Source organism: Candidatus Woesearchaeota archaeon (assembly GCA_021734105.1).
GTDB lineage: Archaea > Nanobdellota > Nanobdellia > Woesearchaeales > SKGA01 > SKGA01.
Window position 1 is genome coordinate 15,067 of the sequence record JAIPJP010000012.1, and the last position, 16,977, is coordinate 32,043.

Annotated in this window: 20 protein-coding genes and 1 tRNA gene; 16 read left to right on the forward strand and 5 right to left on the reverse strand. The window is 36.7% G+C overall.

All coding sequences use genetic code 11. The annotated features are described in order from the left end of the window. Positions 1-18: 18 nt before the first annotated feature. A complete protein-coding gene (locus K9M74_03050; GenBank protein ID MCF7798856.1) occupies positions 19-753 on the reverse strand; it encodes a helix-turn-helix domain-containing protein in 735 nt (244 codons plus the stop codon). Between the two features lie 120 nt (positions 754-873). On the opposite strand from K9M74_03050, the gene K9M74_03055 reads away from it, so the two are divergent. Then, the gene (locus tag K9M74_03055) at positions 874-1,416 is read left to right on the forward strand and encodes a hypothetical protein (GenBank protein MCF7798857.1); all 543 of its coding nucleotides are present in this window, start codon (positions 874-876) and stop codon (positions 1,414-1,416) included. Positions 1,417-1,451: 35 nt separating this feature from the next. Here the strand turns inward: K9M74_03055 and gyrB are convergent, their stop codons facing one another. Beyond that, on the reverse strand, positions 1,452-3,374 hold the full coding sequence (gyrB, locus tag K9M74_03060) for a DNA topoisomerase (ATP-hydrolyzing) subunit B (protein ID MCF7798858.1): 1,923 nt from the start codon (positions 3,372-3,374) through the stop codon (positions 1,452-1,454). Positions 3,375-3,700: 326 nt separating this feature from the next. Between gyrB and K9M74_03065 the strand changes: the two genes are divergently transcribed. The 3 genes from K9M74_03065 (at position 3,701) to K9M74_03075 (ending at position 5,885) form a co-directional block, all read left to right on the forward strand. After that, positions 3,701-4,849 (forward strand): HIT domain-containing protein, encoded by a 1,149-nt coding sequence (locus K9M74_03065; GenBank protein ID MCF7798859.1) that lies wholly within the window; start codon positions 3,701-3,703, stop codon positions 4,847-4,849. Continuing rightward, the gene (locus tag K9M74_03070; protein ID MCF7798860.1) at positions 4,842-5,339 is read left to right on the forward strand and encodes a hypothetical protein; all 498 of its coding nucleotides are present in this window, start codon (positions 4,842-4,844) and stop codon (positions 5,337-5,339) included. The genes K9M74_03065 and K9M74_03070 overlap by 8 nt, the downstream gene beginning before the upstream one ends. A 90-nt stretch (positions 5,340-5,429) precedes the next feature. Then, positions 5,430-5,885: a hypothetical protein gene (locus K9M74_03075; protein MCF7798861.1), complete on the forward strand. Its 456-nt coding sequence runs from the start codon at positions 5,430-5,432 to the stop codon at positions 5,883-5,885. On the opposite strand, the gene K9M74_03080 is transcribed toward K9M74_03075, so the two are convergent. Continuing rightward, on the reverse strand, positions 5,871-6,773 hold the full coding sequence (locus tag K9M74_03080) for an A24 family peptidase (GenBank protein ID MCF7798862.1): 903 nt from the start codon (positions 6,771-6,773) through the stop codon (positions 5,871-5,873). The genes K9M74_03075 and K9M74_03080 overlap by 15 nt on opposite strands. A gap of 50 nt (positions 6,774-6,823) precedes the next feature. After that, positions 6,824-7,468 carry a hypothetical protein gene (locus K9M74_03085; GenBank protein MCF7798863.1) on the reverse strand — a complete coding sequence of 215 codons (645 nt, stop codon included), beginning with the start codon at positions 7,466-7,468 and terminating at the stop codon, positions 6,824-6,826. A 174-nt stretch (positions 7,469-7,642) separates the two neighbouring features. Between K9M74_03085 and K9M74_03090 the strand changes: the two genes are divergently transcribed. The 10 genes from K9M74_03090 (at position 7,643) to K9M74_03135 (ending at position 14,889) form a co-directional block, all read left to right on the forward strand. Next, the gene (locus K9M74_03090) at positions 7,643-8,119 is read left to right on the forward strand and encodes a hypothetical protein (GenBank protein ID MCF7798864.1); all 477 of its coding nucleotides are present in this window, start codon (positions 7,643-7,645) and stop codon (positions 8,117-8,119) included. A gap of 383 nt (positions 8,120-8,502) precedes the next feature. Beyond that, positions 8,503-8,820 (forward strand): ribosomal L7Ae/L30e/S12e/Gadd45 family protein, encoded by a 318-nt coding sequence (locus K9M74_03095; GenBank protein ID MCF7798865.1) that lies wholly within the window; start codon positions 8,503-8,505, stop codon positions 8,818-8,820. 10 nt (positions 8,821-8,830) lie between these two features. Beyond that, the gene (locus K9M74_03100) at positions 8,831-9,124 is read left to right on the forward strand and encodes a 30S ribosomal protein S28e (protein ID MCF7798866.1); all 294 of its coding nucleotides are present in this window, start codon (positions 8,831-8,833) and stop codon (positions 9,122-9,124) included. A gap of 10 nt (positions 9,125-9,134) precedes the next feature. Continuing rightward, positions 9,135-9,323, forward strand: coding sequence for a 50S ribosomal protein L24e (locus tag K9M74_03105; GenBank protein ID MCF7798867.1), 189 nt, complete (start codon positions 9,135-9,137; stop codon positions 9,321-9,323). A gap of 62 nt (positions 9,324-9,385) precedes the next feature. Beyond that, on the forward strand, positions 9,386-9,859 hold the full coding sequence (gene ndk, locus K9M74_03110) for a nucleoside-diphosphate kinase (protein ID MCF7798868.1): 474 nt from the start codon (positions 9,386-9,388) through the stop codon (positions 9,857-9,859). A 2-nt stretch (positions 9,860-9,861) separates the two neighbouring features. Further along, positions 9,862-12,036 (forward strand): elongation factor EF-2, encoded by a 2,175-nt coding sequence (locus K9M74_03115; protein MCF7798869.1) that lies wholly within the window; start codon positions 9,862-9,864, stop codon positions 12,034-12,036. Between the two features lie 196 nt (positions 12,037-12,232). After that, positions 12,233-13,501, forward strand: coding sequence for a translation elongation factor EF-1 subunit alpha (gene tuf / locus K9M74_03120; GenBank protein MCF7798870.1), 1,269 nt, complete (start codon positions 12,233-12,235; stop codon positions 13,499-13,501). A gap of 109 nt (positions 13,502-13,610) precedes the next feature. Continuing rightward, positions 13,611-13,916, forward strand: a complete 306-nt coding sequence (gene rpsJ, locus K9M74_03125) for a 30S ribosomal protein S10 (protein MCF7798871.1) — start codon at positions 13,611-13,613, stop codon at positions 13,914-13,916. 181 nt (positions 13,917-14,097) lie between these two features. Then, positions 14,098-14,183, forward strand: a tRNA-Ser gene (locus K9M74_03130). Between the two features lie 271 nt (positions 14,184-14,454). Further along, positions 14,455-14,889, forward strand: a complete 435-nt coding sequence (locus K9M74_03135; GenBank protein MCF7798872.1) for a hypothetical protein — start codon at positions 14,455-14,457, stop codon at positions 14,887-14,889. A gap of 4 nt (positions 14,890-14,893) precedes the next feature. On the opposite strand, the gene K9M74_03140 is transcribed toward K9M74_03135, so the two are convergent. After that, positions 14,894-15,400 carry an acyltransferase gene (locus K9M74_03140; GenBank protein ID MCF7798873.1) on the reverse strand — a complete coding sequence of 169 codons (507 nt, stop codon included), beginning with the start codon at positions 15,398-15,400 and terminating at the stop codon, positions 14,894-14,896. A gap of 94 nt (positions 15,401-15,494) precedes the next feature. On the opposite strand from K9M74_03140, the gene K9M74_03145 reads away from it, so the two are divergent. Continuing rightward, a complete protein-coding gene (locus K9M74_03145) occupies positions 15,495-16,046 on the forward strand; it encodes a LemA family protein (GenBank protein ID MCF7798874.1) in 552 nt (183 codons plus the stop codon). 12 nt (positions 16,047-16,058) lie between these two features. After that, positions 16,059-16,964 carry a M48 family metalloprotease gene (locus K9M74_03150; protein ID MCF7798875.1) on the forward strand — a complete coding sequence of 302 codons (906 nt, stop codon included), beginning with the start codon at positions 16,059-16,061 and terminating at the stop codon, positions 16,962-16,964. The last annotated feature ends 13 nt before the right edge of the window (positions 16,965-16,977 follow it).

Genomic DNA, 16,977 nt, shown 5'->3' on the forward strand with positions numbered 1-16,977 from the left:
CCGAGAGTTTGTTTTAATTTATTTTTTTGATTTCACTTTTGGTTTGTTTTCTTGTGCTAATTTCCAAAAATAATTAAAATATTGTTTATGTGTTGTTGCTATATCTTTACTGGTTATTTTGATGATGGTGAGTGGTTCTGCAGTGAGAAATTGTATGACTGTGTTTCCATAAAGTATTGTTGGTGTTGGTGTGATGAGCTTTTTATCGATTGCACGATATTCTCCTGTAGTTATGGTTGTAATTGGATCTCCTTGTGCATAAATGATTTTTTCTCCTATGCCGAGTCGCTCGAGTTCTTGAAGTGCTTTATTAACAATTTTTTTATATGTTTCTTCATAGATGAATGGACTAATATCGCCGAAGGCGTAGTGTTCTAATTTATTGGTTATCATATCCATAAATATTGTTTGTAATCCTTGTGTCCCTTTGAGGATTTCTACTTTGATTTCTTGAGTTGTTTCTACTAGTTCTTTAAGTTGAGGAATAACTTTCTCAAACTCTTGTTCTTTTTGTTTTAGGTCTTCAAGGACTACTTCTGGCGCAGTTGCTTGATACATGCGGGTGTTGTTTTCGTGAAAATAACTTGCTCGTCCTTGTTGTATGAGTCGCTCAAGCACGTCATAAATGGTTCGTCGCTCGATATTAGTCACTTTCAGTAGTTCGGTAACGCTTGCTCGTTCGTAGCGAAGCAAGGCAAGGTAAATGTCTGTTTCTTTTTCATCAAAGCCAATGGCTTGTAGTTCGTCTCTCACGATGAGAATGGGGTTGTGGAAGTATATAAGTTTTGTGGGTGAAAATCTCCCACATATCTTTAAATAGTCAAAAACACTACTAAGTAATAACAACTAACTCTATTAAACGAGGTAAAGAAAATGACATTACAAAAAACAATAGTTGATATGAACAAACTTTCACAGTACAAGCCAAATAAATCTGTGTTGGCTGTTGGTTTGCCACGAGAAGTAAGTCTATGGCTTAATCAAGGTATAACATTTGTTGGTTTTAAAGAATGTTATGTAGCTCCTAGTGCAAGTAATGCAATGGATTTTCTGGAGAAGAACGCTCATCGCTTAGAATCGCCTGTAAGCCATCTTATTGCGGCACCATCGTATCGTTATGAAGATGATAAGATGCCTCTAGCAGAATTACCTTTCTGCGATTATGAGGGTTTAGATTATTTTCAAAACCGAAAGCGAGCGCCAACAGAGTTTATGCAAGGTCTGCAATTAGCGCGGCAAGTCAAAGAACAATTTCCTGACATTACGTTAGCAATGTATGGTTCTGGTTATGATGGTTCTATGACGCAGGCCAAAGAGTTGGATGTTGATTACGTCCCCACTTCATTTCAGTGGAACATTCCTTTTACAATTATGGAATATCTCAGAAATGAAAATAATGAATTGTTTAGTAAATAATTTTTTTATTTTTACAAGAAAAAAGAATATGAATTTTAAATATCTAAATTTTCAACTTTGTGAGCGTTTTGTTCAATGAAGAGTCGTCGAGGTTCTACTTCATCGCCCATGAGCATGGAGAATGTTTGATCAGCTTCTATTGCGTCTTCAATAGTAATTTGTTTTAGTGTTCGACTATCGGGGTTCATGGTTGTTTCCCAGAGTTGGTCAGGGTTCATTTCACCAAGACCTTTGTATCGTTGGATATTAACATTCTCACCCATGATTTTAAGTTGTTTATCTCGTTCATCATCGTTTTGCACGTATATTTTTTCTTTGCCTCGTTGAAGTTTATACAATGGAGGAAGAGCTAAATAAACATGTCCTGCTTCGATGAGTTCTTTCATGTAACGAAAAAAGAATGTGAGGATTAGTGTTGCGATGTGACTACCATCTACATCCGAATCAGTCATAATAATAATTTTATGATAGCGTAGTTTTTCTAAAATGAATTCATCGCCAATGCCGGTACCAAGTGCAGTAATCATAGCTACAATTTCATTATTTGCAAGCATTTTTGCAAGGCGTGCTTTTTCTACGTTAATAATTTTTCCACGTAGTGGTAGGATTGCTTGAAATCCTCGATCACGTCCTTGCTTTGCGCTTCCACCAGCGCTATCTCCTTCGACAATATACATTTCTGTTTTGGTTGGGTCTCGCTCAGAGCAATCTGCAAGTTTACCTGGAAGCGTGCTGCTTTCAAGAACACTTTTTCTTCGTGTGAGTTCTCTTGCTTTTCGTGCTGCTTCTCTTGCTTTTGCTGCTAAAAAACTTTTTTCAATAATTGCTCGTGCTACTTTTGGATTTTCTTCAAGAAATGTACTGAGTCCCTGTGTTATCATAGAGTCAACAATTCCTTTTACTTCGCTATTGCCGAGTTTTGTTTTTGTTTGTCCTTCAAATTGGGGTTCTGGAATTCGAACAGCAAGAATGCAAGTTAATCCTTCTCGTACGTCTTCGCTAGAAAGTTTTACTTCTGTTTTTCCTTTAGCGCCTTTTCCATTACCATTAAGATTTTTTTCGGCGTATTGATTAAATACTCTTGTTAATGCGGTCTTAAATCCACTTACATGTGTTCCGCCTTCATAAGTGTTAATATTATTTACAAATGAGAAGAAATTTTCCGAGTAGCCAGTAGTATATTGCATGGCAATTTCTAATTCAATATTGTCTTTTGCTTTTTCTAAATAGATAACACCATCTATTGGTTCTGATTTTTTATTAAGATATTCAACAAAACTTTTGATACCACCTTCAAAATAGAAATCTTTTTCTTTATTTGTTTCATCTCGTTTATCAATAATGTTTATTCGGATACCTTTGTTAAGGAAGGCGAGTTCTCGAAGTCTATTTGCGAGAGTATCAAATGAAAAGGTTCTTGTTTCTTGAAATATTTCTTCATCAGGATAAAATGTTATGATTGTTCCTCGTTTAGTTGTCTCACCTATTATTTTAAGTGGTCCTTGAGGCGTTCCTCTTGTATATGTTTGGGTGTATATTTTTCCGTTTCGATGAACTTCAGCAATTAATTTTATGGAGAGTGCGTTTACACAACTTACACCGACGCCATGTAATCCTCCTGAAACTTTGTAGCTGTCTTTGTCAAATTTTCCTCCCGCGTGAAGTTTTGTCATAGCCACTTCAAGTGCAGAAATATTAAATTGCGGATGCATGTCTGTTGGAATTCCTCGACCATCATCTGCAACGGTGAGCGATCCATCTTTATTTATGGTAACATAAATGCTAGTGCAATGTCCTGCCATTGCTTCATCAATAGAATTATCAACAACTTCGTAAACGAGATGGTGAAGTCCGCGAGGACCTGTTGATCCGATATACATGCCTGGTCGTTTTCGTACTGCATCAAGGCCGCTTAAAACAGTGATATTTCCTGCGCCGTATTGAGCTTCTTCTGCCATGTTACATCAATTGTGGATTATTATATTATTGGGTTGAGAATATGATTTTTCCCTTATTTTTCTATAATTTTTTTACTTGTTTTTTGTAGTCTAATGGAAAGACTAACCCTATATAAACGTTGCGTTCTATATGTTTTTTAGACCTGCAAAAGAGGCTCTGAAACTGCCGCTTTCACTGGAAAATACGCGAAACACATTTTCTCGTATTACTATGAAAAACTATGTGTTTTATGATTGTTATTACTTACGCTAAACAGGCCATAATTCTTTTTGAGTATTCAAAGGAAAAGACAGTTTTATATAGTATTCTTTTTGATATGTTTTACATGGTAACGCAAGAAGAGCTCGAAAAAATGAGTCCTGAAGAAATCGCTGAGCTCCAAAAGCAGAATTGTCCTTTTTGTAAAATTGTAAAAGGAGAAATTCCTTCTAAAAAAATTTATGAAGACGATGAAATTTTAGCAATTCTTGATATTAATCCTGCAAGTAAGGGTCATATTCTTATTTTGCCCAAAGAGCATATACCCATATTGCCTTTAGTCCCGCCGCCTGTTTTCAAAAAATTGTTTGTAACAACAAAAACGTTGGCTAAGGCTGCTAAACAAGTGATGTTAACTAGTGGTGTTTCTATTTTTATTGCAAATGGTGCTGTTGCTGGTCAACAATCGCCGCATTTTTTGTTCCATATTATCCCTTCTGATGAAGCTTCTATTCCCAGTTTTGCTATTCCAATAAATGATGCGTTAATTGCTGAGCAAGAAACTATCGCTGCATCACTACAAAATAACTTAACTATTATGTTGCGTAATCACGCTCAACGTGAAGGGCGACAAACAAAGACAAACTTGCCAGAAAATCAGAACGCTGATTCGTCGATTGCTGCTACGTCGCCCGAACAAGTCATGGCGGCAAAACGAGAACACATTGCAAAAATGATTGAAGAAAATCCTGATGTAAAAGATCTTCTCAAAAATAATCCTGATGAGTTCAAACAAACAATAAAGCAAAATCCTCAAGTTGAAGAATTATTTCGCGGTGTTGATATTGATGCTTTATCTAAGAATCTTAACCAGATTCCTACACAAACAGAACAAAAAGCACGACAAGCACACCCAGAAAAACTAGCACAACTAGACCAACCAGACCAAGGAGTACAAGAAGAAAGTACTGAATCGCAAAACACCCAAACACTGTCATCGGATACCTTGCCTGAAGTGTTCTTAGGTCAAGATCCTCTTGCGCAGCGAGAAAAAGTGTTTGCTTATTTTAATAAGAAGCCAAAAGCAAAAGAATTGTTTATGAATGATATTATTAAGTTTAAAGAACTTTTAAGTATGCGTGAAGATATCAAACCAATTTTTGAGGATATTAGTCTTGATAAGCTTGCAGAAAAATTACGAAAAGCAGAAATTAAAAATTACTCAGAAGATATTGAATCGCAAAAAAATCCGGTAGAGGGGGAACGCGATGAGTAAGGAATTATTTACTGACAATTTTATCAAACTTAATCTTGTCATGCCTCCTGCAAGCAAAGGTCACATCCAAGTTGTGCCTGCTAAAGAAGTTAACTCATTTGAAGATTTATCAGAAGTTGAATTTATTGAATTATTTTATGGCGCGTCATATGCTGCAACTGCAGGTTTTGAGTTATTAGGTGCGGATGGCACAAACATATTATTCTCTGATTTTGGTAAAGGTGTTGCTATTGATGTTGTTCCTCGTATGGAAAATGATGGATTAAATTTCTTGTGGCAACCAGTACAAGGTAATCCCTCAGAGCTTGATGAATTGAGTAAAACTATTAAAGATAAAGTTGACGAACTTCTTTGGGCTAAAAAAAATCCTCTGGCTGCAAAAAAAGCAAGTGAATCAAATAGTCAAAATTCTGCTCCTGCAAAGGAGTTAAGAGAATCTGAAGATAGTAAAGTTAATTATTTATTGAAAAGTCTTCGGCGAACCCCTTAGTGTTCTGAAAATATTTCGGTTTTTGTTGAGTCGATTATAAATTGAACTTTTGTTATTATTCTTGATAAGACGTTTTGGAGGTGTCTTATTATGAGAACAAAAAATTTAATTGCTATAATGGCCGTTGCAACGATAGGTTTAGGGAGTTGTAAAGTTGGAAATTATTCTCAACGTGATTCTAAAAAAGATTCGCAATCAGTAGTACAAAAAACGGATGTGACAAAAAAACCCACTCCGTATCACTTGAATGGCTCAAAGAAATCTGTGCCGACAATTTCACAGTCAAGAGAAGATTTATTAAAGAAAATTTCTTTTTACAAGGATAAAGAAAACCATTATCTTTCAACTATTGATAATCTTTATAAATCCATTGATTCATTAGAACTTGTAATCACAGATATAAAAAAAGAAAACCAATCTTTAGAATTGATTGCTGATGAATTTAATAAAATTAAACCTGATTATGATTATCTTCTTGACCGTTACACCAACCTTTCGAATCGTTTAGAAAATAAGATTTCTAGATATATATCAGAAAATAATTAAATAATTAACCCAGTTACCAACAAACATAATAATGATATAGCCGAGTAAGAATCCCGGGATAAATGGCACGCCTTGTTTAATGGTAACTGTTTTTACACCATGTTTTTTAAGCTCTGCAATTTGTTTGGTGGAAATGCCGAGTTTATCTTTTGGTCCGCAGATAATGTTGCCTTTTATTTTTACTTCTTTTTTTATCCATTCTCCTTCCGTTATTTTGCTTACGTGCATGGATGTAATCATGAGTTGTTCTTCTACAATTTTTCCAATGAGCATAAGGTAATGTCCAAAAAAGACGGTGAATACAATAAGTCCTATGCTAATTTTGAAAAATGTTTCGGGTATGATGAAGATGAGGATGAGTCCTCCAACCACACTACCAGTAATAAGATAGCGTCTTTTTACGATTTTTGGTTCACGGATTTTTTTGGTAAATGCGTGTTTAAATACTTTCCAATGGGTAAGTGCAAGATACATGGTGTAAAGAATACCATATATTGCTCCCGCAACAAAAATAGTAAATATGGTGGTAATAAAAATAGGTGCGCCAGAGAACAGTTCCCCAAACGCAGACACACTGACTACCGGTATAAAAAGACCTTGCATTGCGCCAATGCCCATAAGCATTTTTGCATCTCCTCCTCCCCACTGTCCGGTATAATACATGAGCGCGCCAATCAGATATCCCATAAACAGACCACTGATTGCTGAGAGGCTTGGCCAAATACTATGATTAAGAATACTTAAGATGATGCCGCTAACAACACCAACACCCATGAGGCCATAATTTAATGTGTCTGGAACTTCTCGTTTTTTTAGGTCAGTAATGCTGCCAATAACAAGAGCAAGAAGTATTGTGCCATGAAGGAGCCATAATGGAGTTGTAATCATACTACTTTTCAGCAAGCCGGTGCTATATAAAACTTCCCAAGATAATTTTTCTATTCTTGCATTTGCTGAAGAATTGCGTTTACATAACCTAGTGTTATTGTTTCTAATAAACGAGCAACTCCTCTGTCTTTAAATTTATATTCTGGATGTTCTTTAAAGATGGGGAGTACAACGTGACTTTCAGGAAGTCCTCGCACTGGATCTTGGTTTGCAAGTAAAAGAAGTTTTTCTGGAGCCATACTTTCTTTACTATATGGGTGGGTGATTGTTTCGCTTTGAGAAATCATTCCTTGCACTTCTCGTTCTTGTGCGTTTTGTATATAGATGTCTTGAGGAATTCCGGTACTATTTTCGTTAACGTGGTATTCCCATTGTTCTGGTAAGATTATTTCTCCAGGGCATCTTTTTCTGTGATGGTTTTCTTCTGGCGACATTCCTTTAATGAATTTTCTTTTTTCTGCGCTTGGTACATTGAAATATTTACTTTCTAATTGGTTTCGCTCAGTTGAGTTATCAAGTTGATATACGTAGTCATAAAAATCATGTTTCCATTGGTTCTTTGCCTTATAAAGAAATTTTTCAGGTGTATTCCAGTTTAATTTAAATTGTCGATTAAAGACTATTGTAGGAATTGGAATAACTATTCGGTCTGATTGCGTTACATCGTCTAGTGTTAATTGTATTTTTTTGTTCATGGGAAAAGACCAAAATAATTTTTTATTTTTAAAATCTCCTGTTTTTTGGCGTAGTTCATGATTAACTATACTTAGTTTTTTACCACATAATTTACCTTTCTTTTTTGATAGCGTTGATTTTGTAGACTTCTGAGCAAATATTTAAGAAGACTTGTTCATTCTTCTTTTTCTTGTATGGTAAAAAAATTTGAAAAAAGTCCATGTAATAATTCGTTTAATTCTCTTCAGCAATTACAATTGTATAGGGATAGTTATGTGAATGATAATCCTAATGATGTTATTCCTCAAGAAGTTCCTAAAAGAGATTTGCTTGAAGCAATTATTAAAAATCAAGAGCATCTGTATGAACGGCAACAAGCAATTAGCAAAACGGTAAATGAAGCTAAACAAGAAAGATCTTCATACTATAAGGCATTATATAGGGGGATTTTTAAAAATAATGGTTTTGTCTTGCGAGCCGCAACGTTTATTTTGGCCGCAGCCACACTTATTCCTATGTGTTCTCGACAAAAAAAATTGTATGAGCAATTCAAAGAAAATGAAGATTTTTCAATTAAAGAATATATGCAACCGTATATGTATCCTCCTGTTGAGCGTACATCGCTTAGCTTAGCAGATACAATTGCACATCCTTATAGTGTACGAAATTAGTACGAACATAATTTGTTTCTTCAAATGGATTGTTTTTACCCGAATTTTTTCTATTGCAAAGAGCTTTTAATTCGCGCTGCAAGAATTAGTTTTTATCAAAATTCAAGACGATTACTACGAAGTAGATAATTTTTGTAATTTGAATTTTTTAACTTTTCTTCAAGGCAGTATATGACAAGATCCAGTATATAATCAAAGTCTTTAAACACATATATTTATAAATGGCCTTAGCTTCCTTTCATATACACATAGTACCTGTGAAAGATGAAGACAAATCGCTTCGGTGGGAGTCTGATGGAGGCATTGTGAAGTTTTCTTCTCAAAGCGCGATAACCATAATCGCAGGTGAAAGACAAACCAGAGCAATCTGGAGGTTATAAAAAATGAGTGACGCAGCATATGAAATTATTGAAGTTGCAAAAAAAACTGGCGCAATTAAGCGTGGAACTAATGAAGTAACAAAAGCTATAGAGCGTGGTAAAGCCGCATTTGTAGCAGTTGCTAGTGATGTAAGTCCTAAAGAAATTATCATGCATATTCCCATGCTTGCTAAAGAAAAAGGTATTCCTTGCGCAACTGTACCTTCACGTGAAGAACTCGGTACTGCAGCAGGCTTAGCAGTTCCAAGTGTAGCTATTGCAGTTGTTGATGCTGGTGAAGCAAAAGATTTAATTGCAAATTTTAAACCAGATGAAGAATAAGGTAGATAATATGGCAGATAATACTAAAGGCTACAAAGGCAAGCAATCAGGAAAAAAAACTGATGCTAGTAGCGGCTCTTTGTTTACTCACGCAGTTCCCGCAACAATTGAAGAAATTGTTGGTCGAACGGGTACTCGTGGTGAAGCAATTCAAGTTCGTTGCAAAGTCCTTGATGGTCGAGATAAAAACAAGATCTTACGTAGAAATGTTCGTGGTCCAGTTCAAATTGGTGATACGTTAATGCTTCGAGAAACTGAAATTGAAGCGCGGCCTTTGAACAAAACTGGTCGGGGAAACATTTAGGTGAATAAAAATGGTAGATTGTAGTTTCTGTGGAAAAAGCATTAATCCAGGCACCGGTAAGATGTATGTAAAAAAAGACGGTACCGTCTTTTATTTTTGTTCTTCTAAATGTCAGAACACGCAAATCAAGCGAGGATTCAAATCTCGAATTACTCCTTGGACTAAACTGTTTCAGACAACAAAGAAAAACAAGAAATAATTTTTTTATTATAATTTATGATTTAGTGATGAAGAACGCATGTGGAAAGGTGAATAAGAACAATGAAAGTTGAAAAAACATTAGTTATCATTAAACCAGACGGTATTAACCGAGCATTGGTTGGTGAAATTATTGGTCGTTTTGAAAAAAAAGGTTTACAAATTGCTGGTATGAAAATGCTCCATCTAAAAGATGAGTTATTAGAAAAGCATTATGCGCACCTAAAAGACAAACCTTTTTTCCCAGGAATTAAATCATTCATGCAAGCATCTCCAACAATCATTATAGCTCTTGAAGGATTAAATGCGATTAATGTGGTGCGAACGCTTGCAGGTGAAACTCATGGAGCAAAAGCGCTTCCTGGAACAATTCGAGGAGACCTTTCCTTAAGTGTGCAATCAAATGTGGTGCATACATCTGATTCAGAAGATGCTGCAAAAGAAGAACTAGCTCGATTCTTTACTGATGATGAACTATTTTCTTATCCGCGTATTGATTTTGAAATTTTATACGCTGCTGACGAGCGGGGTGAATAAATATGGCAAAGATGGTTGATAGAGTGATGGCGGGTATGAAAAACCCAGAAAAAATTCGAAATATTGCAATTGCTGCTCACATTGATCACGGAAAAACAACACTTTCTGACAACCTTTTAGCAGGTGCAGGAATGTTAAGTGAAGAGCTTGCAGGTAAGGCTGTAGCTTTAGATTTTCATGATGATGAAGCAGAACGAGGTATTACTATTGATAGTGCGGCAGTTTCTATGGTGCACACGGTAAGTGGTGAAGATTATTTAATCAATTTAATTGATACGCCAGGTCACGTTGATTTTGGCGGTGACGTAACACGTGCTATGCGTGCTGTTGATGGTGCAGTTGTTGTCTGTTGTGCTGTTGAAGGTATTATGCCACAAACTGAAACGGTTCTTCGGCAAGCTCTTCGAGAACGTGTTAAACCAGTTTTGTTCATTAACAAAACAGACAGACTCATTAAAGAATTACAATTAACGCCTGAAGCAATGATGGAGCGTTTTACCAAAACAATTAATGAGGTAAATAGACTCATTGTTGAAATTGCAGAAGATGAATTTGGCAAGAAATGGCAAGTCAATGTACAAGATGGAAGCGTGTGTTTTGGTAGTGCGTTTCACAATTGGGCATTAAGTATTCCTTACATGAAAAAATATGGTGTTTCTTTTAAGGATGTTATTGATGCATATACTGAGGGTGATGAAGCCTGGAAAAAATTAGGTAAAAAAGCACCTTTACACGACGTGCTTTTAAGCGCATCAGTTATTCATCATCCAGATCCGGTGCAAGCAGCAGCTTATCGCGTTGAAAAATTCTGGAAAGGAGAACTTGAGAGTGATGTTGGTAAATCATTAACAACAGCAGATCCAACTGGTGAAGTCATGTTTGTTGTGACTAAGGTTGTTGTTGATCCGCAAGCAGGAGAAATTTGTATGGGTCGTTTGTATTCAGGTACAATGAAGAAGGGTTTGAATGTGTTTATGCATAAAGCAAACCTTGAAGTACGAACGCAACAAATCTATATTTACAATGGTGCAAAAAAAGAAATTGTTGATAATGTGCCTGCAGGTAACATTGTTGGTGTTGGCGGTTTAAAAGGTGCATTCCCTGGAGAAACTATTTCTCTAAAAAAAGAAACACAACCTTTTGAAAGTTTAAGTCACATTTTTGACCCTGTTATTACTAAAGCAATTGAAGCAAAGAAACCCAGCGACTTACCAAAACTTGTTGAAGTATTAATTCAGGTTTCAAAAGAAGATCCTTCTATTGAAATAACGCTGAATCAAGAAACTGGCGAACACTTAATGAGTGGTATGGGTGAACTGCACTTAGAAATTATTGAAAACAGAATCGTAAAAGAAAAAAATGTTGAAGTAAAAACCAGTCCGCCTGTTGTGGTATATCGTGAAACCGTAACGGGAAAAAATGTTGAATCAGCTGAAGGTAAATCGCCAAACAAACACAATCGTTTGTACTTTTATGTCGAACCTTTAGAAGCTGAAATTATTGAAAAAATTCATGCTGGAAAAATTCAAGAAGGCCGTGTGAAGCGTAAAGATCTTGATTTTAGGAAACACTTTACTGATGCTGGTTGGGATACAAAAGTTGCTGACAAAGTAAAAGATGTGTATCAAGGAAACGTCTTCATTGATGGAACACGAGGTATCGTGCACATTGGTGAAATTATGGAAATGGTACTTGACATGTTTGAAGATGTTATGCGAAGTGGTGGTCTTTCAGGAGAACCATCATTTGGGGTAAAAGTCACTCTTGATGATGTTAAACTTCACGAAGACGCTATTCACCGTGGTCCAGCTCAATTGTACCCTGCAGTACGAGAAGGTATTCGCGATGCGATGAGAAATGCAAAAGCAGTGCTCTTTGAGCCGGTGCAAACCTTACAATTCGAAGCGCCAAGCGAGTATACTGGTGAAGTATCTAAACTTATCAACAATAAGCGAGGTCAACTCATTGACATGGATGATGACGGTGCAACAGTAACGGTAAAAGGCAAATTGCCTGTTGCAGAGATGTTTGGCTTAGCAAGCGAACTTCGGTCTGCTACTGGCGGTCGAGGAAGCAGTGCTGTTGTTGACCAGACGTTTGAACGATTACCTGAAGAATTGCAGGACAAAATCATTAAGCAAATTCGTTCAAGAAAAGGTCTAGATAAGAATGAATAGGGCTAGTTAAGCCTTTTTTTATTCGTTGTAAAGCACGCCCAAAACCTTGTTTTTGAGTGTTTTTTATTTTTTTATTTGAAGCGTAATGTTTATAAATAGAGTATGTTTCCAGACGACTAGGAAGGAGCGCAATATTTGTAGTGTTTATTCCTAGTAAAAACACATAATATTCCTACGAAAGGGGGTCATAACGAAAATGGCAGAAAAAGAACACATCAATTTGGTATTTATTGGTCATGTTGACCATGGTAAATCAACAACTGTTGGACGATTAATGTTTGATAGTGGCACCATCAGCGAACAGCAACTTCGAAAACTTCGAGAAAAAGCAGAACAGCTTGGTAAAGCTGGTTTTGAATTTGCATACGTTATGGATGGTCTAAAAGAAGAACAAGAACGTGGCGTAACTATTGATCTTGCTCACAAAAAGTTTGAAACAGACAAATATTACTTTACGGTTATTGATGCTCCAGGTCACAGAGACTTTGTTAAGAACATGATTACTGGTGCTTCACAAGCAGATGCTGGTGTTTTAGTTGTTGCAGCTAACGACGGTGTTAACTCACAAACTAAAGAACACGTTTTCCTAAGTCGAACACTTGGAGTTACACAATTAATTGTTGCAATCAACAAGATGGACTTACAAGACTATGCTGAAGCTCGATACAAAGCAGTTGTCGAAGAAGTTTCTGCTTTACTAAAAAGTGTAGGTTATAATCCTGCTGATATTAAATTTATTCCAATCGCTTCACTTAAAGGCGATAATGTAGTAAAGAAAAGCGAAAACATGACTTGGTATTCAGGTCCAACAATTCTAGAAGCTATGAATGAGTTAGCTGTTCCTGACAAACCTGTAGACTTAGCACTACGTATGCCTGTTCAAGACGTTTACAACATTACCGGTATCGGTGTTGTTCCTGTAGGCCGAATTGAAACTGGTATTCTAAAAGTTGGTGACAAAGTTGTTGCAATGCCTGGTCGAGAAGGAACAGGTGTTCATGGTGAATGTAAGACTATTGAAATGCATCATGAATTAATGCAAAAAGCAGGACCTGGTGATAACGTCGGTATTTCTGTTCGAGGTTTTGGTAAAAAAGACCTTGCACGTGGCGATGTTATTGGCGCAGAAAGTAATCCTCCAACTGTTGTGAGTGAATTCACTGGTCAAATTGTTGTTCTTAACCATCCTAGCGTTATTACTGTTGGTTATACACCGGTTTTCCATATTCACACCAGCCAAGTCGCTTGTCAAGTAACTGAAATTATTAAAAAGGTAAGTCCTGAAGCAGTGGACAAACCTGATTTCATCCGAAACGGAGATGCAGCGGTTGTTAGAATTAAACCAACTGTTCCTCTGGTAATTGAAAAGAAAGAAGAATTTCCGCAAATGGCAAACTTTGCTATTCGAGACTCCGGTTCAACCGTTGCTGCGGGAATGTGTATTGACTTAGTCAAAAAGGCCTAAGTCAATTTTCTTTTCGCTGTGAAGCGTGCCAGAAATTATTAATTTCTGAGCATTTTTTCATTTCGGATCATAAATTCGATGTTTATGATTAATACACGGGTAAAACAACATGCAGAAAGCAAGAATTAAACTAGCAAGTTCAGACATTAATAAAATCAACGAGACCTGCGACTACATTAAAGGTATCGCTGAGAAAACTGGTGTCGTTCTTCGTGGGCCAATTCCTTTGCCTACAAAGAAGCTAAAAGTGACTACAAGAAAAAGCCCGAGTGGAGAAGGTAAAGCTTCTTGGGATCGCTTTGAAATGAGAATTCATAAAAGACTCATTGACATTGGCGTTGACGAACGGGCTCTTCGACTTATCATGAGAGTTCCAATTCCAGAAGGTTTGAATATTGAGATTGAAATGGTGTAAGCCATTCAAGCGAAATATGAAAGCCCAGTGAATCTGCGATTCTAACGCGGCCTGAACATTGAAATCGAGATGGTTTAAGCCAAAGGCCAACCATTAATTTTTTTACTTCTTCTTTATTTCTTTATCTTAGAACAACATTTTTAAACAGAAGTAGATTGCAAACTACTATACTTATTTTCGCGCCACGATCGCATAATCTGGTATTGCGCAAGCCTGGAAAGCTTGTCCCGTTCGGGATTCCCGGTTCAAATCCGGGTCGTGGCGCCATTTTTTCTTTCAGAAAAAATTCGCCTAGGTGGATTTGAACTTGTTCCTTTGGCGCCAGAAATAGTTTCATTTCTGAGCGCAAATCCGGGTCGTGGCGCCATTTTTTCTTTCAGAAAAAATTCGCCTAGGTGGATTTGAACTTGTTCCTTTGGCGCCAGAAATAGTTTCATTTCTGAGCGCAAATCCGGGTCGTGGTGAATCTTAACGCGGTGGCGCTTTTGTTTATTTTTTCAAAGAAATCATTATAAGCTCTCTTTTATTCTCGTCTCTTATGGGACAAGCCGGCAAACTAGGAAGACCTCGTATTCGTTATGAACTACCTAGTTCTCAAAAGTTATTGGTTCATGATTTGGGCGATTACGAGGAAAATACTCTCGTTTCCTTGCTAGTTGAAGCTGAAGAACAAAACCTTCCTAATAATGCTAAAGTAAAAATCACAGGTCGAACCATTGACATGAGATTTACTTCTGGAGCTTGGGATCATAATCCTGAACAAACGTTAAGATATTATAATGAGTGGTGTCCTCTTCAAGAATTAAAAGAAGATTATCAACGTATGACTGGTCATCCTTTCTCTATTGCAAATGAAGAAGAACGTTCAGCGTTTAGACTTGAAGCATTAAAAAACCAAGCAAATCAAATTGCTGGCTGGGCTTATTTTGGAATTGCTATGAAAGAAGCTGGAGAATATTATTTTTCTAAATAATTTTTCACTTTATCTTCTTTGCTGGTATGCCGCCCCAGATTTCTCCAGCAGGAACGTCTTTTGTCACAACGCTTCCCATAGCAACAATTGCATTTTCTCCAATGCTCACACCGCAATGCACAGTTGCATAAGCGCCAATTATTGCTTTCTTTCCTACATGTATTTTTCCAATTTTCACATCGTCTTGCGTAATTTCGTGCACAAGTAAATGGCTTCCCAGTCCAATAACTGCATCATCTTCAAATGTAATCAAACTGGGAATGAGTGGGTCGATGAGTCCTGGCGCAATACCAACTCGCTTACCAACATGAACACCAACAAGTCGTAGCAGACAACGTTTCAGTCCCATGAAGACAAATAAATTCTTAGAACAATTAAGTACGAAATGATTCAAAACTGGAACGAGAGGACAGCGTACCTTCTTCCATACAGAAATTCTGTCTCTTGCTGTAATATCTAGATGAATAACTTTTTCATCGCTCTTCAAAAGCGTTTTAATCTCCCTCTTCATACATTCTCATTTATATAGTGCCTTTATATATGTATCTCCCATAAGGTTTAAATAGCCAATGAGACTAATTTCTGCTATTGGAGGGTAAAATACGATGGAAACATGGTTAATTATAGTTATTATTGTTGGCGTACTTCTGTTATTCATTATAGCATTGTACAACGCTTTAATCCGTCTTCGAAATCAAGTTAAAAATTCTTGGGCTCAAATTGACGTACAATTAAAGCGAAGAAACGATTTAATTCCTAACTTAGTAAATACTGTTAAGGGATATATGAAGCACGAAAAAGAAACGTTAGAAAATATCACTAAGGCTCGATCTGCAATTATGAATGCAAGTGGCGTTGATGAAACTGCAAAAGCTAGTGGTGAACTAACGGGAATGCTTAAGTCTTTATTTGCAGTTGCAGAGAATTATCCTGACCTTAAGGCTAATCAAAACTTCATGCAGCTTCAGGAAGAAATTACTGGCACAGAGAATAAAATCGCATATTCGCGTCAACATTACAACGACATGGTTATGGTCTTTAATACAAAGATTCAGAAATTTCCAAACAACGTCTTTGCTGGGATATTAAGTTTCACAGAGCAAACATCTTTTGAAGCAACAGAAGCAGAAAAGAAAAACGTTGAAGTTAAGTTTTAGAGGGGTTTGTTCATGACTCGTATAGCATTTGATGAAGTACGGAGAAATAAAAGAAAATCCGTCTTCATGATTTTTATTTTTATTCTTCTTATTGTGGGCTTAGGCTTTGCTATTGGTCTGGCTTTCACAGGCTATGGTCTGTTTGGTTTAGCTATTGCCTTACTTGTTCTTATTATTTATTTACCGTTAGCATATTTTTCCGGTGATAAAATGGTGCTTTCAGCAATGGGTGCAAAGCCAGTTTCCAAGCAAGAATATCCTCATTTATATCACACTATTGAAGGTCTTGCAATTGCAGCAGGTATTCCAACACCTAAAGCGTATGTCATTAAAGATTCTGCGCTGAACGCATTTGCAACTGGTCGTGATCCAAAGCATGGTTCAATTACAGTCACCACTGGCTTGCTTCAAAATTTGAATCGTGAAGAACTTGAAGGAGTGATTGCTCATGAAATGGCACATATTAAGAATTATGATATTCGCATGATGCTTTTTGCAGCAGTCTTTGTTGGCGCCATTATACTACTCAGCGATATGATGCTTCGCGGCTTTTTATTTGGTGGGGGTCGTAGTGGTAGTGGTAATGATAATAAAGGCAATATTGTTATTATTGTTGTTGCTATTGCGCTTGCTATTTTAGCTCCTTTCATTGCACAATTAGTAAAACTTTCTATTAGTCGTAAACGAGAATTTGCTGCAGATGCAGCGGGCGCTCTTCTTACAAGATATCCTCCTGGGCTTGCTCATGCGCTTAAGAAAATTTCAAAAGATCCTGATCCCCTGGTTGATAAAGCAAATAAGGCGACAGCCCATTTATTTATTTCAACACCGTTTAGAAAAAAGACTGGTTGGTGGACGAGAATTTGGTCAACGCATCCACCCATTCAAGATAGAATTAAGCGTCTTGAGCAGATGTGAACTAAAAAAGAAC